Genomic DNA, 23,742 nt, shown 5'->3' with positions numbered 1-23,742 from the left:
CAGACCCCGGCCGCCCCGCCGACTACTCGGCGGGCGCGGTCTCGCCACCGTTGGTGTGGTGCTGGCCTGCGAACATCCCGCCCAGCCGGCGCCGGATCCAGCCCGAAATGTCGTCCACGATGGTGAAGATCGGCGGGATGAACAGCAGGGACAGGAAGGTCGAGGAGATCAGCCCGCCCACGACCGCGATGGCCATCGGCTGGCGGAACTCGACATCGGCGCCCCAGCCTACGGCGACCGGGAGCATGCCGGCGCCCATGGCGAAGGTGGTCATCAGGATCGGCCGGGCCCGCTTGTGCGCCGCGTCCATGATCGCGTCGATCCGCTTCATGCCCTCCTGCTCGGCGATGACGATGTAATCGACCAGCAGAATGGAATTCTTGGCCGCGATCCCCATCAGCATCAGGACCCCGATCAGGGACGAGATGGAGAAGCTCGACCCGCCGATCATCAGTGCGAGGAAGGCGCCGCCGATCGCCAGGGGCAGAGAGGCCATGATGGTGATCGGGTAGGCGAAGCTGCGGAACAGCAGCACAAGAACGGCGTACATCAGAAGGATGCCGGTCATGAAGGCGACGGCGAACCCGCTGATCATTTCCTGGATGAACTCCTGGTCGCCTGCGGGCACCTGGCGCACGCCTTCGGGGAGGTTTTGAACCGACGGCAGTTTCTGCACCAGGACGCCCGCCTCGCCCGACCGGATGCCGTCCAGTTCCGCCGTGATCGAGGCGATCCGCGAACGGTCCTGACGAAGCACCTGCGAGGGACCGGCGCCGAACTGGATGTCCGCGACGGCGCTCAGCGGCACCGCCCCGCCGTTGGCGGTTGGAACCCGCAGGTTCTCGATCACGGACAGGTCCTCGCGGGCGTCGCGGGTCAGGCGCAGACGGATCGGCACCTGGCGGTCGCCAAGATTGTATTTCGGCAGGTTCTGGTCGACGTCGCCGATCGTGGCCACCCGGACGGCCTGGGAGATCGCGCTGGTCGAGACGCCCATCAGGGCGGCCTGATCCGGACGCGGTGTAACGAGGATCTCGGGCCGGGCGATCGAGGCCGTATTGACCACATTGGCCAGGCCCGGAACGGTGCGCATCTCGGCCTCGACCTGACGCGCCGCAGCCTGCAAGGCCTCGCCGCTGTCGCTCAGGATCGAGAACGTATAGCTGGTGCCGTCCGAAGGTCCGCCGCCCTGATTGGCGATGCCGGCGCCGATACGAGCGCCCGGAATGTCCTTCCAGCCGTCGACCATGGTGCGGGCGAATTCCTGTTGGCTCAGGTCGCGTTCGCCCTTGCCGACCAGGTCGGCATAGAGGTTGGCCTGATTGACTTCCTGGCCGCCGATCGCGGCGAAGACCGACGTCACTTCTTCCCGTGCGCGAAGGTCGCGTGTCAGGCGCTGAACGACGGCGTCCGTTTGCTGCAGGGTCGCGCCCGGCGGCAGCTCGACCGAGAAACCGGCCCGGCCCACGTCGCCTGAAGGCTGGAACTCGAACGGCACCCGGGGCGCGACCAACAGGATCGTGGCGAGGAACAGCGCGGTGCCGATGCCGAAGACTTTCCAGCGGTTCTTCAGGCTCCAGCTCAGCGACTTCAGATAGCCGCTCATCCAGAACGGATCCTTGTCCTCGTGCGCCTGGTGTTTGAGCAGATAGGCCGCCATCAGCGGCGTCAGCGTCCGGGCGACGACCAGTGAGAAGGCTACGGAAACGCAGGCCGCCAGGGCGAAGGCTTTGAAGAACTGGCCGATGATGCCCGGCATAAAGCCGACCGGCGCGAAGACGGCGATGATGGTCGCCGTGGTCGCCACGACCGCCAGACCGATCTCGTCGGCGGCCTCCATGGAGGCCTTATAGGGCGACTTCCCGTCTCGCATGTGGCGGACGATGTTCTCGATCTCCACGATGGCGTCATCGACGAGAATGCCGATGGTCAGGGACAGGGCCAGCAGGGTGACGACGTTGAGAGACTGGTTCAGCGGGCCGAGGATCGCGAAGGCGGGAATCAGCGACAGGGGCATGGCCGTGGCGGTGATGAAGGTCGCGCGCCAGTCACGCAGGAAGATGAACACCACGATGACGGCGAGTACAGCCCCGAGCGCCAGGGCTTCGAGCGAAGCGATGTAGCTTTCCTCGATCTGCTCGACGCTGGCCGTGACCTGTTCGATCTCAAGTTCGGGGTGGGTTTCGTCTATCTGGGCAACCGCCTCGCGGACCTTTTCGGCGACCTTGACCTCGGAGGCGGTGCGCGAGCGCAGGAAGTTGAAGGTTATGGCTTCCTGGCCGTTGTAGCGGGCCAGACGACGAGGCTCGGACCAGTGGTCCTCCACCGTGCCGAGATCGCCCAGACGCACGGTACGACCCCCGCCGAGCGGGACCAGGGTCTCGCGCAGGCCTTCGATCGAGGTCGCGGCGCCCAGGGTGCGGATCGACCGCTCGGAGCCGGAAATGGTGACCCGTCCGCCCGGCTGGTCGGAGTTCACACCGGTCAGGGACTGGCTGACCGCCGCTGCCGTGAGGCCGTAGGAAGCCAGTCGGTCGGGATCCAGCGCGACGGCGATTTCGCGATCCACGCCGCCCGAGCGGTTGACCTCGCCGACGCCCCGGATGGCCAGCAGGGTGCGGCTGATGTCGTTGTCAACGAACCAGCTGATTTCTTCCGGGGTCATGGTCGAGGACCGGACGACCCAGGTGATCAGGGCGTCGCCGGTGATGTCGATACGCTGGACGGCCGGCTCCTGCATGTCCTGCGGCAGGTCGGCGCGCAGACCGCTCATGGCGTTGCGCACGTCGTTTGTGGCGCGCTCGGTATCGGTGCCCAGTTCGAACTCGATCGTTGTCGAGGAGACGCCGTCCATGACCTGGGAGTTGATGTGGCGCACGCCCGACAGGCCGGAGAGGGAGTCCTCGATCAGCCGGGTGACCTGGACCTCCATCTCGCTGGGCGCCGCGCCCGGCCGCACGGCCGTGACCGCCACCAGCGGGAAGTCGATATCCGGATTGTTGTTGATCCGCATGTTGTTGAAGCTGAGCAGACCGGCGATGGTCAGCAGCGTGAACAGCAGGATGATCGGGATCGGGTTCTTGATCGACCAGGAGGAAATGTTCTTCATGGTCAGGCTCTAGCGCGCGGCCGGAGCGGCGGCAGGCGCAGCAGCGACCGGAGCACGGGCGGCGACGACGTTGACGCGGTCCCCGTCACCGAGGAAGCCGGCGCCGTCAACCACGACCTGGGCTCCGGCGTTCAGCCCGGTGACCGAAGTGCGTTCCGCTGACCGGGACAGCACCGTCACCTGCTGGAAGCGGACGTGGTTGTTGGTCATCAGGACGTACACGCCCGCCCGGTTCTCGCGGTACAGGACGGCGGCGGTGGGTACGGTGATCGTGGGCTGGGCGCCGACGTCGATCTCGGCCTTGGCGAACATGCCGGGACGGAAGCCGCCGCTGCCCGACAGGGCGATGCGAGCCGTGCCGAGCCGGTTGGCGGCGTCGACCTCGGGCGTCACGATGCGGACGCGGCCGGTCGTCTGGCCGATCTGGTCCGAAGAAATGGTCGCCGACTGGCCGGCACGTATCAGGGCCAGTTCGGTCTCAGGCACCTGGGCGTCCAGCTCAAGTCGCCCGTCACGCACCATGCGGAACATCTCGGTTCCGGCCTGGACGATCTGGCCGCGGGTGACGCTGCGGCTGATGATCAGGCCGGCGACCGGCGCCCGCAGGGTGGCCTGCGAGAGACGTGTCTGGGTTTCGGAAAGAGAGGCGCGGGCTGACGCAAGGTTGGCGGTCGAGGCGCGCTGGTTGGCCAGGGCCGTATCCAGAGAAGCCTGGCTGAGGAAGCCGCGCTCCTTCAGCTCCTGCGAGCGGGCGAGGGCGGCTTCATCGCGGGCGAGGTTGGCCTCGGCGGTCTGGACGCCCGCCTGCTGCTGGCGCAGTTGGGCGCGCAGCAGGGCGTCGTTGAGCTGGACCAGAGGCTGGCCCTGACGGACGTAGGTTCCCTCGTCCACATAGACGGCTGTGGCGACCAGGCCGCCGGTCTCTGAGCCGACAGGCACCTCTTCCCAGGCCGAGACGCTGCCTGACGCCGTGACGATGCGGGGAAGGCTGGTCAAAGCGGCGGGCGCGACGGTGACGGTCGGTCCGGAGGCGGCGGGCGCGCCGGAAGTCTCCTCCGTCTTCGCCTCGTCCCCGCCTCCGCAAGCGGCGACGGTCAGGCCAAGCCCGAGGATGAACGCGAGGGAGGAAGCGCGGAGTAGGCGGGTCGAGGACGTGGGGGCCACGGAGCGATCCTGTATATCTGGGCAGGCGAAGCGGCGCCGGCAGGGGAGGTCAACCGGCGATGACATCCGGCGAGCGTGGCCTCATACCGCGTTAAAGCCTCCCCCTCAAACGGCAAGCGCGGCCATTACTACGAAGTAATCCGCACCGAATGCAGTTGCGGTACTGCGTCGGAGGCCTGCTGCGTTGGCGCTGAGGCGTCACCCATGCTAACCGCGCCGCACCATGACGACGCCCCCTATTGAACGCATCCGAAACTTCAGCGTGGTCGCCCATATCGACCATGGCAAATCGACCCTGTCCGATCGCCTGATTCAGGTGACCGGCGGGCTGACGGCGCGGGAGATGTCGGCGCAGGTTCTCGACAATATGGATATCGAGAAGGAGCGGGGGATCACGATCAAGGCGCAAACGGTGCGTCTCAACTATCGCGCAAAGGACGGGCTGGATTACGTCCTGAACCTGATGGACACCCCGGGGCATGTCGACTTCGCCTATGAGGTCTCGCGCAGCCTCGCGGCGTGCGAGGGGTCGTTGCTGGTGGTCGACGCGTCGCAGGGGGTCGAGGCGCAGACGCTGGCGAACGTCTATCAGGCGATCGACAACAATCACGAGATCGTGCCGGTGCTGAACAAGATCGACCTGCCGGCGGCGGAGCCCGAGCGGGTTCGCCAGCAGATCGAGGACGTGATCGGCATCGACGCCTCCGACGCCGTCCTGTGCAGCGCCAAGTCCGGCATCGGCATCGAGGATGTGCTGGAGGCCATCGTCACCCGCCTGCCGGCGCCCAAGGGCGACCCGGACGCGCCGCTGAAGGCCCTTCTGGTCGACGCCTGGTACGATCCCTATCTCGGCGTCGTCGTGCTGGTGCGGGTGTTCGACGGGACCCTGAAGGCCGGGATGCGCGTCAAGATGATGCAGAACGGCTCGACCCACCTGATCGACCGGGTCGGGGTCTTCCTGCCCAAGAACACGCCGGTCGAGAGCCTCGGCCCCGGCGAGGTCGGCTTCATCACCGCCCAGATCAAGGAAGTCGCCCACGCCGCCGTCGGCGACACCATCACCGACGAACGCAAGCCGACGGCCGAGCCGCTGAAGGGGTTCAAGGAGGTCCAGTCGGTGGTCTTCTGCGGCCTGTTCCCGGTCGACGCCGCCGATTTCGAGGACCTGCGCGCCGCCATCGGCCGGCTGCGACTGAACGACGCCTCCTTCACCTTCGAGATGGAATCCAGCGCCGCCCTGGGCTTCGGCTTCCGCTGCGGCTTCCTGGGTCTGCTGCACCTCGAGATCATCCAGGAACGGTTGAGCCGCGAGTTCAACCTCGACCTGATCGCGACGGCGCCCTCGGTGGTCTACAAGATCGGCCTGCGCGACGGGCGTGAGATCGACCTGCACAACCCCGCCGACCGGCCCGACGTGATGCAGATCGAGACGATCAGCGAGCCGTGGATCAAGGCCACCATCCTGACCCCCGACGAATACCTCGGCAGCGTCATCAAGCTGTGTCAGGACCGGCGCGGATCGCAGGTCGAACTCTCCTACGTCGGGTCGCGCGCCCTGGTGGTCTATGAGCTGCCGCTGAACGAGGTCGTGTTCGACTTTTACGACCGGCTGAAGTCGATCTCGAAGGGCTATGCCTCGTTCGACTACGAGATCACGGACTACAAGGTCGGCGATCTGGTCAAGATGAGCATCCTGGTCAACGCCGAGCCCGTCGACGCCCTGTCGATGCTGGTCCACCGCGCCCGGGCCGAGACGCGCGGCCGGGGCATGGTCGAGAAGATGAAGGAGCTGATCCCGCCCCACATGTTCGTCATCCCGATCCAGGCCGCCATCGGCGGCAAGATCATCGCCCGGGAAACCGTGCGCGCCCTGCGCAAGGACGTGACGTCGAAATGCTACGGCGGCGACGCGACGCGGAAGAAAAAGCTGCTGGAAAAGCAGAAGGCCGGCAAGAAGCGGATGCGCCAGTTCGGCAAGGTCGAGATCCCGCAGGAAGCCTTCATCGCCGCGCTGAAGATGGACGAAGATTAATACTTGGCGATACTATGCTGAAGCTGTGGCGAAATGCTCGTTCGTCTGCTGAACATTTTGGAACTCCCACGCCTCGCCGTGGTTGAGGGGTGAGTAGCGGGATCCAGGATGCAGTCGAGTTCAATGCCGGTCGAAGACACACACCTCGCGTCGCCACGGGTCCTGGTGGTGGAAGATGAATTCCTGATCCGGATGCTGGTGGCGGACCATCTGAGGGATGCGGGGTTCACGGTGGTCGAGGCGTTCAACGGCGATGAGGCGATCGCCATCCTGACCTCGGGCGTGCCGATCGATCTGGTTTTCACCGACGTGCGGATGCCGGGCGCCGCCGATGGACTGGAGCTGCTCGCCTTCGTCAAACGCACCCGCCCGGGCCTTCCGGTCCTGATGACATCGGGCCATCTCGAGCCGGAGCTCGCCTATGCGGGCGGCGCGCAGCGCTTCCTGTCCAAACCCTGCGATCCCGATCTCATCGTCAACGCCATTCAGGCCGCGCTGGAGACCCCCGCGTGAGCGACCCCGCCGAACTCAAGACGGTCGAGGCCTCGGTGCTGATCATCGATGGCGACATCGTCTCGCGGCACGCGATCTCCGACTATCTGAGACATTGCGGGTACGCCGTCGTCGAGGCGGCGAACACGGACGAGGCGATGACCGCCCTGGCCGAGCCGAAGCTGGGGATCGACGTCATCCTGTGCGACATCGCCGCCCTGGGCACGCGCTCCGGGTTCGAATTGGCCCGGTGGGTCCGGGAGCACCGTCCGGAACTGGAGGTGCGTCTGGCCGGCAGCCTGGACGGCATCGCCCGGACCGCCGCAGACCTGTGCCAGACCGGCCCGCACCTGGGCCGTCCCTATGAGCCGGACGCGGTCGTGGACTATATCAAACAGCTTCGCGCGGCCCGTGATCGAACCGAAAGCTGAGCTTTGCGCTATATACCGGTAGTCAATCAGGTCCGTGTTCTCCGGTCGTGTTCCGGAAAGGACGCCATGGCGGGCGCGAAGCGAGATGTCGCAACCGGAGACCCCCGTGTGGGATGAGAAACATCTGCGCCTCGGCGTCGAGGCTGCGGGCATCGCCCTGTGGTCGTGGAACGTCGACAGCGACCGGCTGACGATGGACGACGTCGGCTACGACCTGTGGGCCATGCCCAAGGGGGACGGCGTCACCTTCGAGGACCTGTCGGCCAACATCCATCCGGCCGACCGCGACCGCGTCCGCGCCGCCTTCAGCGCCACGCGCGGCATCGTCGGCCCCTATGAGATCGATTTCCGCATCATCGTGAAGACCGAGGTCCGCTGGATCTCCGCGCGCGGGCGCGGCGACGACGAGGGCATCGTCGGCCGCGTCATGTACGGCGTCTTCCTCGACGTCACCGGCCGCAAACAGGCCGAGGAGGCCAACGAGCTTCTGGCCGGGGAAATGAGCCACCGGGTCAAGAACCTGATCGCCATCGCCGGCGCCCTGACGTCCATGACCTCGCGCTCTTCGGCGACGAAGGAGGACATGGCGCGCGAACTGACCCACCGGCTGACCGCCCTCGGTCGCGCCCACGATCTGGTGCGGCCGGTGCCCGGCCAGATCGAGACGGCCGCCCTGCTGGGCGACCTGCTTTCGGTCCTGCTGACCCCCTATGACGATCTGGGCGCCTTCAGCGGCCGGATCCGGGTCTCGGTGCCGCGCATGGGCATCGGCGAGGCGGCGGCGACCAATCTGGCCCTGGTCCTGCACGAACTGGCCACCAACTCCGTCAAGCACGGGGCGTTGTCGGCGGATGCGGGACTGCTGGACGTGGCCTGTATGGTCGACGACGACGTGGCCGCGATCGTCTGGACGGAACGCGGCGGACCCAAGGTCGAGGCGCCGGCGGCGGTGAAGGGGGGCTTCGGCAGCGAACTGCTGAAGCGGATCATGACCCGCCACTTCGCCGGGTCGGTGGATTATCAGTGGGAGCCGGACGGGCTGATCGTGACGCTGAAGATACCGGCGGATCGGCTGGGGGTTTAGGGGCGGGCGGGGACGTGTCGTCGAAACGCTGCGGCGGCGACACGACGCGCAAGAAGACGCTGCCGGAGACGCAGAAGGCCGGCAAGACGCCCCTGCCGGCCTGACCTTCAGGGCGCCGCGCAGGAACGCCGGTGGGTGGCGAACGTTGTGATCGTCTGGACGAGGGGTCTGACGATGAAACGATCAATCACCCTGACGAGCGCACTGGCGCTTACCCTTGCTTTCTCGGGCGCCGCGATGGCGCAAAACGGCAACGGCAACGGCAACGGCAACGGCAACGGCAACGGCAACGGCAACGGCAACGGCAAGGACCGAGGCCAGCAGGACCGTGGCGACGACCGTGGGCACGGGGGCGAAAACCGGGGCGGCGGCAACGGGCGCGGCAACGACCGGGTCGATCGGCAGGTCGAGGTCCGTATACCCGACGTCGCCCGCGATGTGGCGCGCGGTCAGGACCGGCTCGAGCGTGAAATCCGCCGCGATGTCGAGCGACAGGTCGACAACGGCGTGGTGGTCCTGCGTCGGGACGTGAACCGGGGAATGCTGAACGGGTGCCCGCCGGGGCTGGCCAAGAAGGACAACGGATGCCTGCCGCCGGGACAGGCGCGTCAGATCGAACGGGCCCAGAATCCCTATAACCGCTACAACTACCTGTGGCGCACGCTGGGCGGTGAAGGCGACTACCAGTATCGCGACGGCTATGTGTACCGCACGACCCCGCAAGGCGGCCTGCTGGGATATCTGCCGGTGCTTGGCGGCGTCCTGTCGCCCGGCAACACCTGGCCCAGCCAGTACGGCTATCAGCAGCCGCCGCAGTCCCTGTCGCAGTATTACGGCCTGACCGACGGGGCGCAGTATCGTTACGCCGACGGGGTGCTGTACCGCGTCGATCCGCAAACCTCGTCGATCGGTCAGGTCGCTGCCCTGCTGACCGGTCAGCAGGTCAACGTCGGCCAGCGTCTGCCCGCCGGCTACGACGTCTATAACGTGCCCTATGCCTATCGGAACCAGTACGCCGACAGCGCCCAGAGCCAGTACCGGTACAACGACGGCCAGGTGTACCAGGTCGACCCCACCACACGGCTGGTGCAGGCCGTCATTCAGCTTCTGACCTGAGGGACCGATGAACAATCAACGACTCTGGGCGCTCGCGCCCCTGATGGTCCTGTGCCTGGCCGGTTGCGGGCGGGATGCGGACAAGGCCGGGCCTGACGGCGTCGCGGCGCCCTCAAACCAGACCCTGGCCGCCGCCATCGGCGACGCGGGCGATCTCGACACCCTGGAGGGGGTCGTCAGGAACGGCGGCCTGTCCGAGGTGCTCGAAGGCAAGGGGCCCTATACCGTCTTCGCCCCCGTCAATGCGGCGCTCGGAACCTCCGGGTCCGATCTCGCGGGCGAGGCCATGAAGGCCCAGAGCGCGGCCCTGTTGCGGGCCCACATCGTTCCCGGCGCCCTGACGCGGGCCGACATCGAGGCGGCGTTGGCGCGCGGCGGCGCCGACGGCGTCCAGATGCGCACCATGTCCGACGGACTGCTGACCTTCTCGAAGGACGGTGACGCCGTCGTGGTGACCGCAGCGGACGGCGCGACCGCCCGCCTGACGGGGGCGGAGACAGTGGTGTCGAACGGGGTGGTTCAGCCGGTGGACGGGGTGCTGGTGAAGGCGGAGTAGGGTCGCCGCTCAGGGCGTTTGAGGTGCTGCGAAGCATTGCTAGACGCCCCCTTTGCCTTGCTCCGACGAGACGGCGGGCTAGCCTCAATGCGAGCCCGCGACTTGGCGCGCATGCCAAAATCGGTTCAATCTTGGACGCAGCAAGGGAACTCTATGAACAAGATGCGTTGGGTCCAGACCGTTGACCGCTTGATGAAGCGAGATTGGTGCATCGACACATCCGATGCGGGCTTGGACGAGGCTGAGTTGTCTCGGTATTGGCAGGAAGGCGAAGAGCCTGCGGCATTTGTCGCGTGGTTTGCCGATAAGTACGATCTCATCCGGTTTGAGCCCCGCCGGATCAGAAGATAGCTCTCCAGCTTTCCGCGTGTAGCGTGACCGACGCTTCCAACGGCGGCGGCAACACGAACAGCCCCGGCGCCATCGAGAGATCGTGGACCCGATAAAGACGCCAGTCTGCGACGCGCTCCATCGAAACTTCACGCTCCGTTCTGCTGAGATAGAAGGGTGTTGTGCGGCCGCCTCGGGTAGCCTTGACCTCGATCAGGCGCTCTGCGCCGGAGGGGTCGAAACTGCGGATGTCGTAGCCGGCGCCGTCGCCGCGTTCCTGGCTGGTCCATTCGACGCGGCGAGCGAGATCGGGGCGGTTGTGCGCGATCAGGCGGGCGCGCTCGTGGTGGAAGACCTGTTCCTCACCCAGCAGGCCGAGGGCGCGGTTGCGGTGATCGCGGGCGGCGGGGTCGTATTTGCGGACGAGGCGGGCGAGGCCCTCCGGGCGCGGGGTGCGGGGCGGGCCGGGGGGCGGGGCTTCGGTGAGGGTGAGGGGCGGATGGCTCTTACCGGCGGGGTCGAACTCGGGTTCGGGTTCGGCGACGCCATGGAAAGATCGCGTGTGAGGCTTGCCCCCTCCACCGCCTGCGGCGGTCCCCCTCCCCCGATTGGGGAGGAATGGTGGGGCGAAGTCGTCGGCGAGGACCTCGGGGTGGGCGGCGAGGTGGCGGTCGATGGCGTCGAAGATGGCGGCTTGGTAGTTGGCCATCGGGCGATAGCCGCGCACGTGGGGCAGGCCCAGTTCGGCGGCGACGGCCGAGATGTTCATGTGCTTGAATTCGACCGAGCGGTGGCTGCGGCCTGTGCGCTCCATCAGGGCGCGGGCGCGGTGCGCCTTGACGAAGGGCTCCCCGGCGGCGTCGAGGGCGAGCATGAGAAAATAGTCGGCGACGATCGCGTCGAGCTCGTCCGCCTGCCAGTCGGCGCCAACCTTGGATGGATCAATCACGCGCCGCCTCCCCATACAGGTTGGCAGCGGCGTGCAGGTTTGACCAGGCGTGGAGGACGATACCCATCAACACATCCCCCGATTTCGCCTTGCCGATCAAAGGCCGGGATTATTTAGGGGCTTTATCCGCGCCTGCCCTCGCGGCGCCCGCACACTGTCGGCATGACCGACATCGTCCCGCCGCTCTCCGACCGGCCCGCCCACTATCGGCTCAAGGCCGAGACCTGGGCGGTGATCCTGAAGGAGTATGTGGAGGGGGCGACGGCGGTGGAACTGGCGCGGAAGTGGCGGGTGTCGGAACACGCGGTGAGGAAGCGGATCACCAAACACAATGCAACCAAGCGGGACTGGGGCGACGCACAGGCGATCACACAGGCGGCGATGCGGACCGAGGCTCTGGCCGAGGCGAGGGCGAACGATCCGGAGGCGCGGGCCGCGCGGCTGTTCGACGGCATCGATCTGGACGAGGACGACGGCGAGCCGGCCCTGCTGGCGCGGGCGGCGATCCTGGCCTCCGGCCGTGCGATGAAGGGGAGGCTGTGGCTTGAGGCCAAGGCGCTGGCCGGGCTGGCGGAGAGCTATGCGCGGCTGGGCGACCGGGTGACGGGGCATTGGGGGAACGGCGGACGCTCGCCGCAGGACGAGGCGGCGCTGGAGGCGATCCTCGCGCGGCTGGGGCAGGCCGATCGCGATGCGGAGCGTTTGCGCGAGCTTGAGCAGGACGATCTGGCGGCGCCGGATGACGGGCGTTGCGAACTCCGGACATGAGGATTTTCGAAGCCGCTTGCCCCGGGGCGGGGCCAGCGCCTAGTCTGGACTGTGGCCGAAAAGCGCTGCGGCGGGAGTGAGCGGGCGTGCGGCTGGAGTTCGGTATCGTTGCGGCCCTGATGTCGGGTCTGATCGCCGGACAGGCCTTCGCCCAGACACCCTCGGCCCAGACGCCCCCCGCCGGATCGCCTCCCATCTTCCAGCCCGGGGCGCCCGGACAGCCGTCGCGGATCGTGACACCTGAGGAGGCGATGGCCCTGGGGCGCACGACCTTCACCGAGGCGGACGTCGGCTTCATGCAGCATATGATCGTCCACCACGCCCAGGCGGTGGAGATGGTCGCCCTGCTGGACACGCGCGGGTCCGACCGGCGGGTGAAGCTGCTGGGGCGTCGCATCGCCCTGAGCCAGGAGGCCGAGATCGCCCTGATGCGCGGGTGGCTGCAGGAGCGCGGCCGGCCTGTGGAGATGCCGGGCATGGATCATTCGGCGATGGGGCACGGGGCGCATGCGGGCATGAACCACGGCGCCATGAGCCCCGGCGTGGGGCCCGACGACACGCCGGTGATGGCCGGGATGCTGACGCCGCGCCAGATGCGGACGCTGGCGGCGGCGAGCGGGACGGATTTCGACCGGCTGTTCCTGGCCGGGATGATCCAGCATCATCAGGGGGCGATCGACATGGTCGGCGCCCTGATGGAGACGCCCGATGCCGCACAGGACACCCTGTTGTCCGACTTCACCAATGCGGTCGTCGCCGATCAGTCGACCGAAATCCTGCGCATGCAGTCCCTGTCCGCCGAACTCTGAACCCAGCGAATTTCAACCCTTCGAACGAGGCCCGCCATGACCGTCCGTCGCACCCTGCTTTCCTCCGTCGCCGCATTGGGTCTGTTGCTGGGGGCGACCGCCGCCGTGGCGCAGCAGTCGTCGGCGGGAGGGGCGGTCCAGGTCATCGGGACGGACGCGCGCTCCGCCCTGTCGGCCGGGTTCGACGACGCCGGACAGGCGGCGGTGGGCATGGCCCTGGTCAGCCACACGCCGCATGCGCCGGGCTTCGGCACCTCTGAGACGATGTTCTCGCCGCCCCGCAACGCCGAGGAGGGCGCCGCGCTGCGGGCCTCGGCCGAGGGCAATCCCGGCTTCAGCGTGCTGGGCATGGCCAACTCCGACATGGCGATGTCGAACGGCCGGCTGTTCGTCGGCAACTTCAACGGTTTCAACGCCTATGACGTCGCGGGCGACGCGCCCCGGCTGGTGATGTCGGTGGTCTGTCCGGGCGGTCAGGGCGACGTCTCGGTCAAGGGCGACCTGCTGTTCATGTCGGTCGAGGAGAACCGCGGGCGGCTGGACTGCAGCGGCGGCGGCAACGAGGGCGAGGTCAGCGCCGAACGGTTCCGCGGCGTGCGCATCTTCGACATCAGTGACCTGAACAATCCGCGTCAGATCGCGGCGGTCCAGACCTGCCGCGGGTCGCACACCCATACGCTGGTTCCGGATCCGTCGGATCCAAACGTCCTCTATGTCTACGGCCAGGGCACGGCCGACGTGCGCAAGTCGGGCGAGCTGGACATCTGCACGGACGGCCAGCCGGACGTGAACCCGGAGACGGCGCTGTTCTCGATCGACGTGATCAAGGTGCAGCTGGACCATCCGGAGAACGCCGAACTGGTCAACCGGCCGCGCATCTTCGCCGATGCGACCACCGGCCGGGTGGCCGGTCTGTGGCGCGGCGGACGGGCCGGTCTCGCCAGCCAGAACACGGCCCAGACCAACCAGTGCCATGACATCACCGTCTATCCCGAGATCGGTCTGGCCGGCGGCGCCTGCAGCGGCAACGGCATCCTGCTGGACATCACCGACCCGGTGAACCCGAAGCGGACCTCGGACATCTTCGATCCGGACATGGCCTACTGGCACTCGGCGACGTTCAATAACGCCGGCGACAAGGTGGTCTTCACCGACGAGTGGGGCGGCGGTATCGGCGCGCGCTGCCGGGCCGAGGATCCGGCGACCTGGGGCGCCAACATGGTCGCGACCATCGCCGACCGCACCCTGACGCCGCGCAGCTTCCACAAGCTGCCGTCGGCCCAGGGGGCGACCGAGAACTGCGTCGCCCACAACGGCAACATCATCCCGGTCCCGGGGCGCGATCTGATGGTGCAGTCCTGGTACCAGGGCGGGATCTCGATCATGGACTTCACCGATCCGATGAAGCCGGTCGAGATCGCCTTCTTCGACCGCGGTCCGATCAGCGCCGAGCGGCTGTATGTCGGCGGCTCGTGGTCGGCCTACTGGTTCAACGGACGGATCTATTCCAGCGAGATCGCGCGCGGGCTGGACGTGCTGAAGCTGCTTCCGTCGGACCAGCTGTCGGCCGCGGAGATCGCGGCGGCCGAGGCCATCTTGGCGGCGGAGATCAACCCGCAGCTCCAGACAAAGATCGAGTGGGCCGACACCCCGGATGTGGCGGCCTCCTATATCGATCAATTGGCCCGCACCGATGCGATCGAGGACGGCGTCGAAGCGCGTGCTCGCACCGTGATCGCGGGCTGGCGTTCGGGTTCGGCGGACAAGGCGGCGGCCGGCGAACTGGCGACGGCGCTGGCGACGGCTCCGGACGGCGCGACCGATGCCACCAAGGCCCGGATGGCGTCGCTGGCGGCCCTGCTGCAGCGGCTTGCCGCGTAAGCACCGTCAGGGTCGGACAATCGGGCGGCGGGAGGAATCCCGCCGCCCTTTTCTTCGTGGACAACGATAACTTTTATCGATCCTCAGCATCAGTTTAATCGACTTAATTTAACGGCAACGCTCTGATACGCCTTTCGAACCAACTCGGACCGCGATCGGAGAAGAACGATGCCCATGGACGGAAACGACCTCGTCGAACCCACCACCCAGTGCCCGCTGCGCCATGGCGTGCGGTTCCACACCAGCTTCGGCGGACGGTCGAACCGCGACTGGTGGCCGAACCAGCTGAACCTCAAGATCCTGTCCCAGCATTCGTCGCTGGTCAGCCCGTTCGCCCCGACGTTCAGATACAGGGATGAGGTCGCCAAGCTGGACATCGAGGCGCTGAAGGCCGACCTGCGCGCCGTCCAGACGGACTCGCAGGATTGGTGGCCCGCCGACTATGGCCACTATGGGCCGTTCTTCGTCCGCATGGCCTGGCACTCCGCCGGGACCTATCGCACCGGGGACGGGCGCGGTGGCTCGGGGCAGGGCCAGCAGAGGTTCGCCCCGCTGAACAGCTGGCCCGACAAGGGCAACCTCGACAAGGCGCGGCGCCTCTTGTGGCCGATCAAGCAGAAATACGGCAACCAGGTCAGCTGGGCCGACCTGATGATCCTGGCCGCGGACGTCGGCATGGAGACGATGGGCTTCAAGACCTTCGGCTTCGGCTTCGGCCGCGAGGACGTCTGGGAGCCGTCTGAGGATGTCCACTGGGGCGCAGAGGACACCTGGCTGGCCGACGGCCGTTACCAGGGCGAACGCCAGCTGGACAAGCCGCTCGCCGCTGTCCAGATGGGACTGATCTACGTCAATCCGGAAGGGCCGAACGGCAAGCCCGATCCGCTGGCCTCTGCCCGCGACATCCGCGAGACCTTCGCCCGGATGGCGATGAACGACGAGGAGACCGTCGCCCTGATCGCCGGGGGCCACACTTTCGGCAAGGCGCACGGCGCCGGCGACGCCAAACACGTCGGGGTCGAGCCGGAAGGCGCCGGCATCCTGGAACAGGGCTTCGGCTGGCGGAACAGCTGGGAGAGCGGCAAGGGCGCCCACGCCATCACCTCGGGCCTTGAGGGGCCGTGGACGGCCAATCCGACGACCTGGGACAACGGCTATTTCGACCTGCTGTTCAAGTACGAGTGGGAGCTGACCAAGAGCCCGGCCGGCGCCCATCAGTGGACGCCGAAACATATCGATGACGCCGATCTGGCCCCTGACGCGCACTCGGACGGGCGGGTCAAGCCGATGATGCTGACGACCGATCTGGCCCTGATCAGGGACCCGATCTATGCGCCGATCTCCAAGCGGTTCCACGAGAACCCGGCCCTGCTGACCGAGGCCTTCGCGCGCGCCTGGTTCAAGCTGACCCACCGCGACATGGGGCCCAAGGAACGCTACCTCGGCCCGCTGGTGCCGCAGGAAGAGCTGCTCTGGCAGGACCCGATCCCGGCGGTCGATCATCCCCTGATCGATGCGACGGACGCCGGCGTCCTGAAGGACAGGATCCTGTCGTCGGGCCTCAGCGTCACCGAACTGGTGGCCACGGCCTGGGCGTCGGCCTCGACCTTCCGGGGATCGGACAAGCGCGGCGGCGCCAACGGCGCGCGCATCCGGCTGGAGCCGCAACGCAACTGGTCGGTCAATCAGCCGGCGCAGCTGTCGAAGGTGCTGGGCGTGCTGGAAGGCATCCAGAGCGACTTCAATGCGACCGGCAAGACAGTGTCCCTGGCCGACCTGATCGTGCTGGCCGGTTCGGTCGGGGTTCAGCAGGCGGCGCAGGCGGCGGGCCATGACGTCGAGGTCCCGTTCATTCCGGGCCGGGCGGACGCCTCGCAGGCCCAGACCGACCTCGAGTCCTTCGCTGTGCTGGAGCCCGAGGCCGACGCGTTCCGCAACTATCAGCGGGGCCAGTTCACCCTGACGGCCGAGGAGATGATGATCGACCGGGCCCAGTTGCTGACCCTGACGGCGCCGGAGATGACGGTCCTGTGGGGCGGGCTGCGCGCGCTGAACGCCAACACTGACGGCGTCCGGCATGGGGTCTTCACCCACCGCCCCGGCCAGCTGACCAACGACGTCTTCGTCAACCTGCTCGACATGGGCACGGTCTGGACCGCGACCTCCGACGAGGAGGTCCAGTTCGAGGGCCGGGACCGGGCGACCGGCGACCTGAAGTGGACGGCGACGCGGGTCGACCTGGTGTTCGGCTCCAACTCGCAGCTGCGGGCCCTGGCCGAGGTCTATGGCCAGTCGGACAACGCCGGGAAGTTCGTCACGGACTTCGTGGCGGCCTGGACCAAGGTGATGAACGCGGACCGGTTCGACCTGGTCTGAGGTCGGCGTGGGATGACCGGGCGCGGCTGGACACGGCCGCGCCCGGTTTCAATTCCTGACCCGCTCAGCGCGCGCCGGTGAGGTCCGACCACCGCCACTGGCTCTGCCCGAGGGCGAGGCGCGGGCTGTCGGCGCCGTCGGCGAGGGTCAGCAGGACGAGCCCGCGCATCGACTGGCTGCGGCACTCGCGCGGGGCGAAGGCGATGGCGACCGCGATGGCCTGACGCAGCCCTGCGAGGCCGCGGCCTTCCTCGCCCGGGTTCATGACCCAGTCGCCGTCCCAGACCAGCAGGGCGCGGCGGGAGGCCGGCAAGGCGCGGTGGGCGCGCGTGGCGGCGGCGACCACGCCGGGGTTGTCGCGGAGCGCATCCTGCACCCGCCGGATCATGTCGCAGCGGCCGGCGCCCGAGCCCGTGCCACCCCCGCCGCCCGGCGTTCCGGTCCCGTCCGCGCCAGAGCCCGAACCGGCGGTGGCCGCGCCGGCGAGCTGGGCCTGGGTCAGGCCGGCGGGGGGAGGCGCGGGCGCCGGCCCCGGCGGGGCGGCGGCGACGGGCAGGGGCTCGACCTCGGGCGGAGCGGGGCGAGGGGGGCGGGGCGCAGCGGGCGGACGGGGTCTCGGCGTGGGCGGCGCGAGAGTGGCGGGAGCGGGCGGTTCGGCGGCCTGCGAGGGCTCGGCGGGACCCGGCGGCGGGTCAGGTTCGGCGACCGGGAGGGGCGGCGGGGGCGGGGTCAGGGAGACGATCACCGGCTCCGGCGGGGACTGAATCGAAAAAATCGTCGGCTCGGGTGCGACCGTCAGGAAGGCCGCGAGCAGGCCGATGTGGAGGGCCGCGCTGACCGCCACGCCCGGCAGCCAGGCCCGCCGGCGACGCCGCATGGCGGCGGTTTGCGAGGGCGGTATTCGCGTTTGGCTCTCGGCGGTTGGAGGCAAAAATCAGGCCTGCGGAAGCGACGCGGGGGCGTCGGACTGGCCCCCAGAGACCACCCGCCCGCGTCAGGAACGTGGCCGCCGAACGGCCCCGCTCCGCCCCAATCCTTACGGCCAAGCTGCCGGAATCATGCCGCACCCCGGTCATGCCAAGGCCTTCCGTCGCCGCCCTCATTACATCCGCGCAACGTTCGGAAGTGGCGCGCCGGCCCCTCAGGAGATCGCCTTGATCCAGTCCCCCCTCGCTTCGATGACCCTTTCCTTCCCCCGCGCCAACCTGCGCCCCGTTCTCATGACCGGCGTCGTGCTGACGCTCGGCCTGCTCGCCTCGGGCTGCGCGACGCGCAACTTCGTGCGGGACGAGGTCGCCGTGGTCGACCAGAGGGTCAACGCCACCGACGCCCGTCTGGGGACCGTCGAGGGCACCGCCAACGACGCCCTGCAGCGCGCCACGGCGGCCCAGCAGCTGGCCGAGGGCAAGTTCATGTACGAGGTCGTCCTGTCGGATGACTCCGTCAAATTCCCGTCCGACCGCGACGCCCTGTCGCCCGAGGCCGAGGCCCGTCTGACCGAGCTGGCGAACCGGCTGAAGGCCGAGAACGTCAACGTCTACCTCGAGATCCAGGGCCATACCGACGCCGCCGGGCCCGAGGCCTATAACGACGCCCTGGGCGCCGCCCGGGCCGAGGCCGTGCGTCGCTCGCTGAGCCGCCAGGGCATCGCCCTGAACCGCATGGCCACCATCTCCTACGGCGAAGAGGCGCCCGTCGCCGACAACACCACCCCCGAAGGCCGCGCCCAGAACCGGCGCGTGGCCATCGTGGTCCTGAGCTAGGCCTTACCGGCGCGGAAGGCGGCGACGGCGTCGACGGCGCTGCGGACCGAGGTCTCGATCCCGGCCCAGTCGCCCGCCTTCACCGCCGCGTCAGTGACGAGCTTGGAGCCCATGCCCGCCGCCACGATCCCGGCGCCGAACCATTTCGCGATGGAGGCGGCGTCGGGGTCGACGCCGCCGGTCGGCATGATCTTCGTCCAGGGCATGGGCCCCAGAACCGCCTTGACGAAGTCCGGCCCGCCGACCGAGGCGCCCGGAAACAGCTTGATGATGTCGCAGCCGAGGGCATGGGCCTCGGTGATGTCGCGCACCGAGCCGCAGCCGGGGAAATAGGCGACCATGCGGCGGTTGCAGACGGTCGCCACCTCGGGCACCAGGGCCGGCGAGACCACGAACCGCGCGGCCCGGTTCAGATACATCGCCGCCGTCCCCGCATCGAGCACCGAGCCGATGCCCAGGATGATGTCCGGATCCGTGCGACCCAGTTCCTTTGCGATCTCGGCGAACAGGTCGACGGCGAAGTCGCCCCGGTTGGTGAACTCGATCACCGGCGCCCCGCCGCGCGCACAGGCCCGGATCACATTCATCGCGACCTCGGGATCGGGATTGTAGAAGACCGGGCAGACGCCCTGGGCTTCGAGGGCTTTCAGCACGGAAACGCGGTCGATCGGCATGGTGGGGCTCCGGGGTCTGGCTTGGGGATCGCGGATCGATGGGCGGTCCGTCAAGCCACTTCGGGTTTCAGAGGTCGGCGTCCTCCGGGCGCGACTCCAGAATAGACTCGACAGACTCGACAGAGTCGCGCGCCGCTTCGACCAGGGCTTCCGCCTCGTCCTCGGCGTCGTGGCGGGCGTCGCGTTCCGCCTCCCACTCCGCACGGCGCTGACGCAGGTCCTCCGTCTCGATCCAGCGGCGCAACTCCTCGTCATCCTCCTGAACCAGTTGATGGACCCGGTGCCAGCGCAGGGCCCCGACCGCATCGCCGCGCAGGATCGCCCGCGCCATCCGCGACGAGGCGACATGGGGCAGGTCGCCGAAGTCGATCATGTTCATGTCGCCGCCGATCCTGTCTTCGAGCTCCATCCCCTCGTCCCAGGGATCCAGCTGGTGCGGCGGCCGCCACGGCTGATCCGCCCGCCGCCATCCATTGCGCGCCGCCCGCGCCCGCAACGCCGCCAGCGTGACCCCGTGCCGCCGGCAACAGTCCGGCCCCGACATCCCCGCCAGATAGTCGTCCCGAACCGCGTCCCAGACATCGGGCGGCGCCGCGCGCAGGGGATGGGGGTGTTCGTCCTCGGTCATGGTTTTGGCTCCCGTTTGAAGGGGGAACAGTGTGAGGGCGTTTTGAGGTGTGCTGGATAGAATGGCTCTAAATAGAGCCGGGCGTTGAATTCGTTCGCGGATTCGGACGATGTGTTGATGGGTATGGACGTATTTCCCTTCTCCCCTTATTCGAGAAGGAGGCATGAAACGGTTCGGCCTTGGCGGGCGACCGACCGTCTTCGGTTGCGGTGATCAGACAGACTTGCCTAAGGCGAGATCGCGCCCATAATGACCTCATGACGCTGAACACGAAACAGTCGGTGGATACGGGGCGCAGGCTTCTGAAGACCTATGGCTCGTGGGAAAAGGTCCGTGAGGCCAGCCAGCCCGGCAAGCATGGCGTCCTTTTGGTCAAGCCCCGTGATCTTGGCCGGTTGCACGAGAAGGCCGCCGCGCTGAAGGCCAAGTGACGCCGAGCTTCGGCTTCGTTGTTTCGATTCTGCTTCTTGCGCCCGGATTCGCGGCCTTCGCCGGCTACTATTTTGGGGCGTTGAGAGGCCCAGTCCGGCAGGCCCCCGCGCCGCCCAACTCCTTCCTCGCCCTGGCCGCCATCACCTTCGGCGCCCTCATCACCCATGCGATCGCCGCGATCCTGCTGGCGGGGAACGCGGCGTGGTGCGGCGTCGGGCCCTGCGCCTCGGTGCCGTGGGAGCCGAACCTGTACCTGGAGTTGCTGCGCTTCCGCAGTCCGTCCAGCGTGCCGGGGCAGGGCACGGCCGCCGCCTTGCTGGTCTCGCTGGCCGTGGTCGCCGGGTTCGGGTTCGGCATCGGCTGGCTGGCGGCTTGGCGGGCGCAGAAAGCATCCCGACTGCGGTCCCTGATCTATGGCTGGACGGCGGAGCTGGCCTTCTCCGACGCCTTGGTGGTCAGCGCCTTCGTGGTCTCAGACCTTGGTTCTGACGGCAGCTATCTGGGCTATGAGGGCATCGTCCAAGACCTGAAGATCGGCGCGGACGGGGAGATCAAGACCATCTCCCTGTCGGACTGCGACCGCTTCGTGCTGACGGTAAAGCCTGAGGGGCTGGAGCGGGTGGCGGTGAACCGGTCGATGATCCCGTTTGTGATGCTTGAGGCGGCCAACATCAAGAACATCGCCCTGAACCCCTATTTCGATGTGGAGGCGCTGCTGGAAGGGGACGACGAGCTCTCACCCGAGGAGGAGGCGGCGCTGCTTGAGGCGGAGACGGCGTTCCCGGATGAGGAGAAGGGCTGATCGGGCGTCCCGGCTCCCAGCCGAAGTGCGGCTTCCCGGCTATGCTGAGACCGGCGAGGAGGACGAGCTGTGCAGTTGTGTCCGAGGAGCCACGATGGTGGTGCCGCAGCAGAACGCGCTATTCCCTTCTTCGCGAATGAGGGTAGGAAAAACCACTTGCAGAAACTTCCATAAGAACATAACGAGAACATGACGATTGGGAGCCGGTGATGGAAGGTGTTGGTCCTCCATATTCCGCGAAGGCTTTCGCGAACATGATCCTGACTTGGGCTGATGACCTTGGCGTTCCAGTCACTCCGCTCAAATTGCAGAAGATGCTGTTCTTCGTCCATGCAGACTATCTCTGCAGATTTGGGCAGCCTCTAATAAATGAAGAATTTGAAGCTTGGAATTACGGACCAGTCGTTCCTAGCGTCTATTCTCAGTTCAAAGAATTTAGTCGGCAACCGATTACCAAAAGAGCGGTCACGTTCAATCCGATCACCCGAAGTTCGTCGGTACAGGTGGCGGAGTTGGATCCGGCCTTGAAAGATCAGGTTAGGGCGATCTTTGACATGTACATTGATGTGGATGCCGGGCTCTTGTCCGGCATCTCGCATAGGCCCGGCGGGCCTTGGAGTCGGGCCTTCGAGCAGTTCGAAGCCCATCGCAATATCAACCGAGTGATATCCAACGAGTTGATCAGGACCACCCACAATTCGGCGTCATCATAGACTCGACAGATCGACACCGGCCGTTCACGATATGTGCTTCTGGTGTGAATCGGCTGTCAGGTTTCAATGCCACGTTCAAGCTCTCCCCAAGCGCTCTCAATCGTGTCGGTGACCCACCCTGAAAGTGTGGACCTGACCACCCAAGAAATTCTGAAGTTCGATGATCGAACTTTCGGCTTTAGCCACGATCGAACTTGGAATGCGATGCCGCATAGCCTGACTGGCAAGTTCCAGGCTGATGCCGTCGTTAGGCAGTTCGGGTCGCGAACCCACCCACGGATCGCTGAAGCGATTGGCGGTCTCTGTGACTTGGGCGCGAAGTCCCCGAAAGACACCTATCGGTTTAGGGACTTCAAAGATGCCGGACTGAACGAGGTTCAAGGTCTGCGGTATGGTCCTGATGTAACGATATTGGCGAGAGCATCGTGCTGGTATGTGGAGGATGGCATTATCCGCATCCCCATCCTCCAGCCGCGTGTCGAAGCGCTCATTCCGCACAAACTAAGCATCTACTTGGCGTTGGCTCGCAAAGCTTACTGCCGGGGAGAGTGGCAAGACGCGCAGATTGAAATCATTGATTTGTCCGAGAAGGATCAAGAGGGCACGGTTGTCGCGCGGGTTCTTACCTCTGACATGATCGCTCCGGTGACTGACGATCAAGTCAGCGATTTTCTTGACGTTTATATTGAGGCACGGCGTGTCGCAGAGAAAACGAGAGCCGAGCGGGGGCCGAAGAAGAAGCCGGATAGAGGCCCGAAGCCCGGAGACACCTTCGATATGTTCGAGGGCGGACCGGGCTAAGCCCTCACACCTTCACCTCCACCACACTCCCCCCCGCCCGGAACTTCGCCGACATCTCCGCCATCCCGGCCTCCGCATCCGTCAGCGATCCCCCCGCATCATTCTGCGCCGCCGCATCCCTCCGGATGTCCTGGCTGATCTTCATGGAGCAGAATTTCGGGCCGCACATGGAGCAGAAGTGGGCGGTCTTGTGGGCCTCCTTTGGGAGGGTCTCGTCGTGGTATTTGCGGGCCGTCTCGGGATCGAGGCCGAGGTTGAACTGGTCCTCCCAGCGGAACTCGAACCTCGCGCGCGACAGGGCATCGTCGTGCAGGCGGGCGGCCGGGTGGCCCTTGGCCAGGTCGGCAGCGTGGGCGGCGATCTTGTAGGTGATGACGCCGTCCTTGACGTCCTGACGGTCGGGCAGGCCCAGATGCTCCTTGGGCGTGACGTAGCAGAGCATGGCCGTGCCGAACCAGCCGATCATGGCCGCCCCGATGGCGCTGGTGATGTGGTCGTAGCCCGGCGCGATGTCGGTCGTCAGCGGCCCGAGCGTGTAGAAGGGCGCCTCGTGGCAGTGCTTGAGCTGCTCATCCATGTTGGCCTTGATCTTGTGCATCGGCACGTGGCCGGGGCCCTCGATCATGACCTGGCAGCCTTTCGCCCAGGCGATCTTCGTCAGCTCGCCCAGGGTACGCAGCTCGGCGAACTAGGCCTCGTCATTGGCGTCGGCGATGGAGCCGGGGCGCAGGCCGTCGCCGAGGCTGAAGCTGACGTCGTAGGCCCGCATGATGTCGCAGATCTCCTCGAAATGTTCGTAGAGGAAGCTCTCGCGGTGATGGCTGAGGCACCA

Annotated in this window: 21 protein-coding genes and 1 pseudogene; 15 read left to right on the top strand and 7 right to left on the bottom strand. The window is 67.0% G+C overall.

From position 1 onward, the window contains the following. Positions 1 to 22 precede the first annotated feature (22 nt). Together RMO01_RS01665 and RMO01_RS01660 are read right to left on the bottom strand one after the other, a co-directional pair. Complete coding sequence (locus RMO01_RS01665) at positions 23 to 3,109, bottom strand: efflux RND transporter permease subunit (RefSeq protein ID WP_309627313.1); 3,087 nt, start codon at positions 3,107 to 3,109, stop codon at positions 23 to 25. Positions 3,110 to 3,118: 9 nt separating this feature from the next. After that, positions 3,119 to 4,273, bottom strand: coding sequence for an efflux RND transporter periplasmic adaptor subunit (locus tag RMO01_RS01660; protein WP_309627312.1), 1,155 nt, complete (start codon positions 4,271 to 4,273; stop codon positions 3,119 to 3,121). Between the two features lie 223 nt (positions 4,274 to 4,496). On the opposite strand from RMO01_RS01660, the gene lepA reads away from it, so the two are divergent. The 6 genes from lepA (at position 4,497) to RMO01_RS01630 (ending at position 9,984) form a co-directional block, all read left to right on the top strand. Beyond that, positions 4,497 to 6,305 (top strand): translation elongation factor 4, encoded by a 1,809-nt coding sequence (gene lepA / locus RMO01_RS01655; RefSeq protein ID WP_309627311.1) that lies wholly within the window; start codon positions 4,497 to 4,499, stop codon positions 6,303 to 6,305. A 108-nt stretch (positions 6,306 to 6,413) separates the two neighbouring features. Then, entirely contained in the window at positions 6,414 to 6,818 is a 405-nt protein-coding gene (locus RMO01_RS01650; RefSeq protein WP_309627310.1) for a response regulator, read from the top strand. Beyond that, a complete protein-coding gene (locus RMO01_RS01645) occupies positions 6,815 to 7,228 on the top strand; it encodes a response regulator (protein ID WP_309627309.1) in 414 nt (137 codons plus the stop codon). The genes RMO01_RS01650 and RMO01_RS01645 overlap by 4 nt, the downstream gene beginning before the upstream one ends. A gap of 106 nt (positions 7,229 to 7,334) precedes the next feature. After that, entirely contained in the window at positions 7,335 to 8,312 is a 978-nt protein-coding gene (locus tag RMO01_RS01640; RefSeq protein ID WP_309627308.1) for an HWE histidine kinase domain-containing protein, read from the top strand. A 174-nt stretch (positions 8,313 to 8,486) separates the two neighbouring features. Then, positions 8,487 to 9,428, top strand: a complete 942-nt coding sequence (locus RMO01_RS01635; protein ID WP_309627307.1) for a hypothetical protein — start codon at positions 8,487 to 8,489, stop codon at positions 9,426 to 9,428. 7 nt (positions 9,429 to 9,435) lie between these two features. Beyond that, positions 9,436 to 9,984, top strand: coding sequence for a fasciclin domain-containing protein (locus RMO01_RS01630; protein ID WP_309627306.1), 549 nt, complete (start codon positions 9,436 to 9,438; stop codon positions 9,982 to 9,984). 340 nt (positions 9,985 to 10,324) lie between these two features. Here RMO01_RS01630 and RMO01_RS01625 read toward each other — a convergent pair whose 3' ends face one another. Beyond that, the gene (locus RMO01_RS01625) at positions 10,325 to 11,263 is read right to left on the bottom strand and encodes a DUF3883 domain-containing protein (RefSeq protein ID WP_309627305.1); all 939 of its coding nucleotides are present in this window, start codon (positions 11,261 to 11,263) and stop codon (positions 10,325 to 10,327) included. 162 nt (positions 11,264 to 11,425) lie between these two features. On the opposite strand from RMO01_RS01625, the gene RMO01_RS01620 reads away from it, so the two are divergent. The 4 genes from RMO01_RS01620 to katG all read left to right on the top strand — a co-directional run bounded on the left by RMO01_RS01620 (position 11,426) and on the right by katG (position 17,097). After that, entirely contained in the window at positions 11,426 to 12,031 is a 606-nt protein-coding gene (locus tag RMO01_RS01620) for a hypothetical protein (RefSeq protein ID WP_309627304.1), read from the top strand. Between the two features lie 86 nt (positions 12,032 to 12,117). Then, entirely contained in the window at positions 12,118 to 12,840 is a 723-nt protein-coding gene (locus tag RMO01_RS01615; protein ID WP_309627303.1) for a DUF305 domain-containing protein, read from the top strand. A 36-nt stretch (positions 12,841 to 12,876) separates the two neighbouring features. After that, the gene (locus RMO01_RS01610; RefSeq protein ID WP_309627302.1) at positions 12,877 to 14,721 is read left to right on the top strand and encodes a hypothetical protein; all 1,845 of its coding nucleotides are present in this window, start codon (positions 12,877 to 12,879) and stop codon (positions 14,719 to 14,721) included. Positions 14,722 to 14,895: 174 nt separating this feature from the next. Beyond that, a complete protein-coding gene (gene katG / locus RMO01_RS01605; RefSeq protein WP_309627323.1) occupies positions 14,896 to 17,097 on the top strand; it encodes a catalase/peroxidase HPI in 2,202 nt (733 codons plus the stop codon). Positions 17,098 to 17,161: 64 nt separating this feature from the next. On the opposite strand, the gene RMO01_RS01600 is transcribed toward katG, so the two are convergent. Then, positions 17,162 to 17,974, bottom strand: coding sequence for a hypothetical protein (locus tag RMO01_RS01600; protein WP_309627301.1), 813 nt, complete (start codon positions 17,972 to 17,974; stop codon positions 17,162 to 17,164). A 343-nt stretch (positions 17,975 to 18,317) separates the two neighbouring features. Here RMO01_RS01600 and RMO01_RS01595 point away from each other — a divergent pair, with 343 nt between their 5' ends. Then, the gene (locus tag RMO01_RS01595) at positions 18,318 to 18,860 is read left to right on the top strand and encodes an OmpA family protein (RefSeq protein ID WP_409013025.1); all 543 of its coding nucleotides are present in this window, start codon (positions 18,318 to 18,320) and stop codon (positions 18,858 to 18,860) included. Here RMO01_RS01595 and RMO01_RS01590 read toward each other — a convergent pair. Beyond that, positions 18,857 to 19,534 (bottom strand): bifunctional 4-hydroxy-2-oxoglutarate aldolase/2-dehydro-3-deoxy-phosphogluconate aldolase, encoded by a 678-nt coding sequence (locus RMO01_RS01590; RefSeq protein ID WP_309627300.1) that lies wholly within the window; start codon positions 19,532 to 19,534, stop codon positions 18,857 to 18,859. The two genes, RMO01_RS01595 and RMO01_RS01590, sit on opposite strands and share 4 nt — an antisense overlap. A gap of 67 nt (positions 19,535 to 19,601) precedes the next feature. Continuing rightward, positions 19,602 to 20,162, bottom strand: a complete 561-nt coding sequence (locus RMO01_RS01585) for a hypothetical protein (protein ID WP_309627299.1) — start codon at positions 20,160 to 20,162, stop codon at positions 19,602 to 19,604. 257 nt (positions 20,163 to 20,419) lie between these two features. Here RMO01_RS01585 and RMO01_RS01580 point away from each other — a divergent pair, with 257 nt between their 5' ends. The 4 genes from RMO01_RS01580 to RMO01_RS01565 all read left to right on the top strand — a co-directional run bounded on the left by RMO01_RS01580 (position 20,420) and on the right by RMO01_RS01565 (position 22,910). Further along, positions 20,420 to 20,593 carry a hypothetical protein gene (locus RMO01_RS01580; RefSeq protein ID WP_309627298.1) on the top strand — a complete coding sequence of 58 codons (174 nt, stop codon included), beginning with the start codon at positions 20,420 to 20,422 and terminating at the stop codon, positions 20,591 to 20,593. Then, the gene (locus RMO01_RS01575; protein WP_309627297.1) at positions 20,590 to 21,396 is read left to right on the top strand and encodes a hypothetical protein; all 807 of its coding nucleotides are present in this window, start codon (positions 20,590 to 20,592) and stop codon (positions 21,394 to 21,396) included. Before RMO01_RS01580 ends, RMO01_RS01575 begins: the two co-directional genes overlap by 4 nt. 209 nt (positions 21,397 to 21,605) lie before the next feature. Then, on the top strand, positions 21,606 to 22,109 hold the full coding sequence (locus RMO01_RS01570) for a type II toxin-antitoxin system antitoxin SocA domain-containing protein (protein WP_309627296.1): 504 nt from the start codon (positions 21,606 to 21,608) through the stop codon (positions 22,107 to 22,109). 126 nt (positions 22,110 to 22,235) lie between these two features. Further along, positions 22,236 to 22,910, top strand: a complete 675-nt coding sequence (locus RMO01_RS01565) for a hypothetical protein (RefSeq protein WP_309627295.1) — start codon at positions 22,236 to 22,238, stop codon at positions 22,908 to 22,910. 4 nt (positions 22,911 to 22,914) lie between these two features. On the opposite strand, the pseudogene RMO01_RS01560 reads toward RMO01_RS01565, so the two are convergent. After that, positions 22,915 to 23,742: pseudogene (locus RMO01_RS01560) on the bottom strand (phosphomethylpyrimidine synthase ThiC); the annotation flags it as partial.

The sequence above is a fragment of the Brevundimonas sp. genome, assembly GCF_031412435.1.
GTDB lineage: Bacteria > Pseudomonadota > Alphaproteobacteria > Caulobacterales > Caulobacteraceae > Brevundimonas.
Note: the sequence above shows the minus strand (reverse complement) of the source record. Positions and strands in the feature narration are given on the sequence as shown.

What these genes read in the sequence shown, in the direction of transcription:
- RMO01_RS01595 (WP_409013025.1), top strand. Translation starts at nt 18,318, where the DNA reads ATGACCGGCGTCGTGCTGACGCTCGGCCTGCTCGCCTCGGGCTGCGCG.
- katG (WP_309627323.1), top strand. Translation starts at nt 14,896, where the DNA reads ATGGACGGAAACGACCTCGTCGAACCCACCACCCAGTGCCCGCTGCGC.
- lepA (WP_309627311.1), top strand. Translation starts at nt 4,497, where the DNA reads ATGACGACGCCCCCTATTGAACGCATCCGAAACTTCAGCGTGGTCGCC.
- RMO01_RS01580 (WP_309627298.1), top strand. Translation starts at nt 20,420, where the DNA reads ATGACGCTGAACACGAAACAGTCGGTGGATACGGGGCGCAGGCTTCTG.
- RMO01_RS01610 (WP_309627302.1), top strand. Translation starts at nt 12,877, where the DNA reads ATGACCGTCCGTCGCACCCTGCTTTCCTCCGTCGCCGCATTGGGTCTG.
- RMO01_RS01650 (WP_309627310.1), top strand. Translation starts at nt 6,414, where the DNA reads ATGCAGTCGAGTTCAATGCCGGTCGAAGACACACACCTCGCGTCGCCA.
- RMO01_RS01600 (WP_309627301.1), bottom strand. Translation starts at nt 17,974, where the DNA reads ATGCGGCGTCGCCGGCGGGCCTGGCTGCCGGGCGTGGCGGTCAGCGCG.
- RMO01_RS01630 (WP_309627306.1), top strand. Translation starts at nt 9,436, where the DNA reads ATGAACAATCAACGACTCTGGGCGCTCGCGCCCCTGATGGTCCTGTGC.
- RMO01_RS01570 (WP_309627296.1), top strand. Translation starts at nt 21,606, where the DNA reads ATGGAAGGTGTTGGTCCTCCATATTCCGCGAAGGCTTTCGCGAACATG.
- RMO01_RS01620 (WP_309627304.1), top strand. Translation starts at nt 11,426, where the DNA reads ATGACCGACATCGTCCCGCCGCTCTCCGACCGGCCCGCCCACTATCGG.
- RMO01_RS01665 (WP_309627313.1), bottom strand. Translation starts at nt 3,109, where the DNA reads ATGAAGAACATTTCCTCCTGGTCGATCAAGAACCCGATCCCGATCATC.
- RMO01_RS01585 (WP_309627299.1), bottom strand. Translation starts at nt 20,162, where the DNA reads ATGACCGAGGACGAACACCCCCATCCCCTGCGCGCGGCGCCGCCCGAT.
- RMO01_RS01590 (WP_309627300.1), bottom strand. Translation starts at nt 19,534, where the DNA reads ATGCCGATCGACCGCGTTTCCGTGCTGAAAGCCCTCGAAGCCCAGGGC.
- RMO01_RS01635 (WP_309627307.1), top strand. Translation starts at nt 8,487, where the DNA reads ATGAAACGATCAATCACCCTGACGAGCGCACTGGCGCTTACCCTTGCT.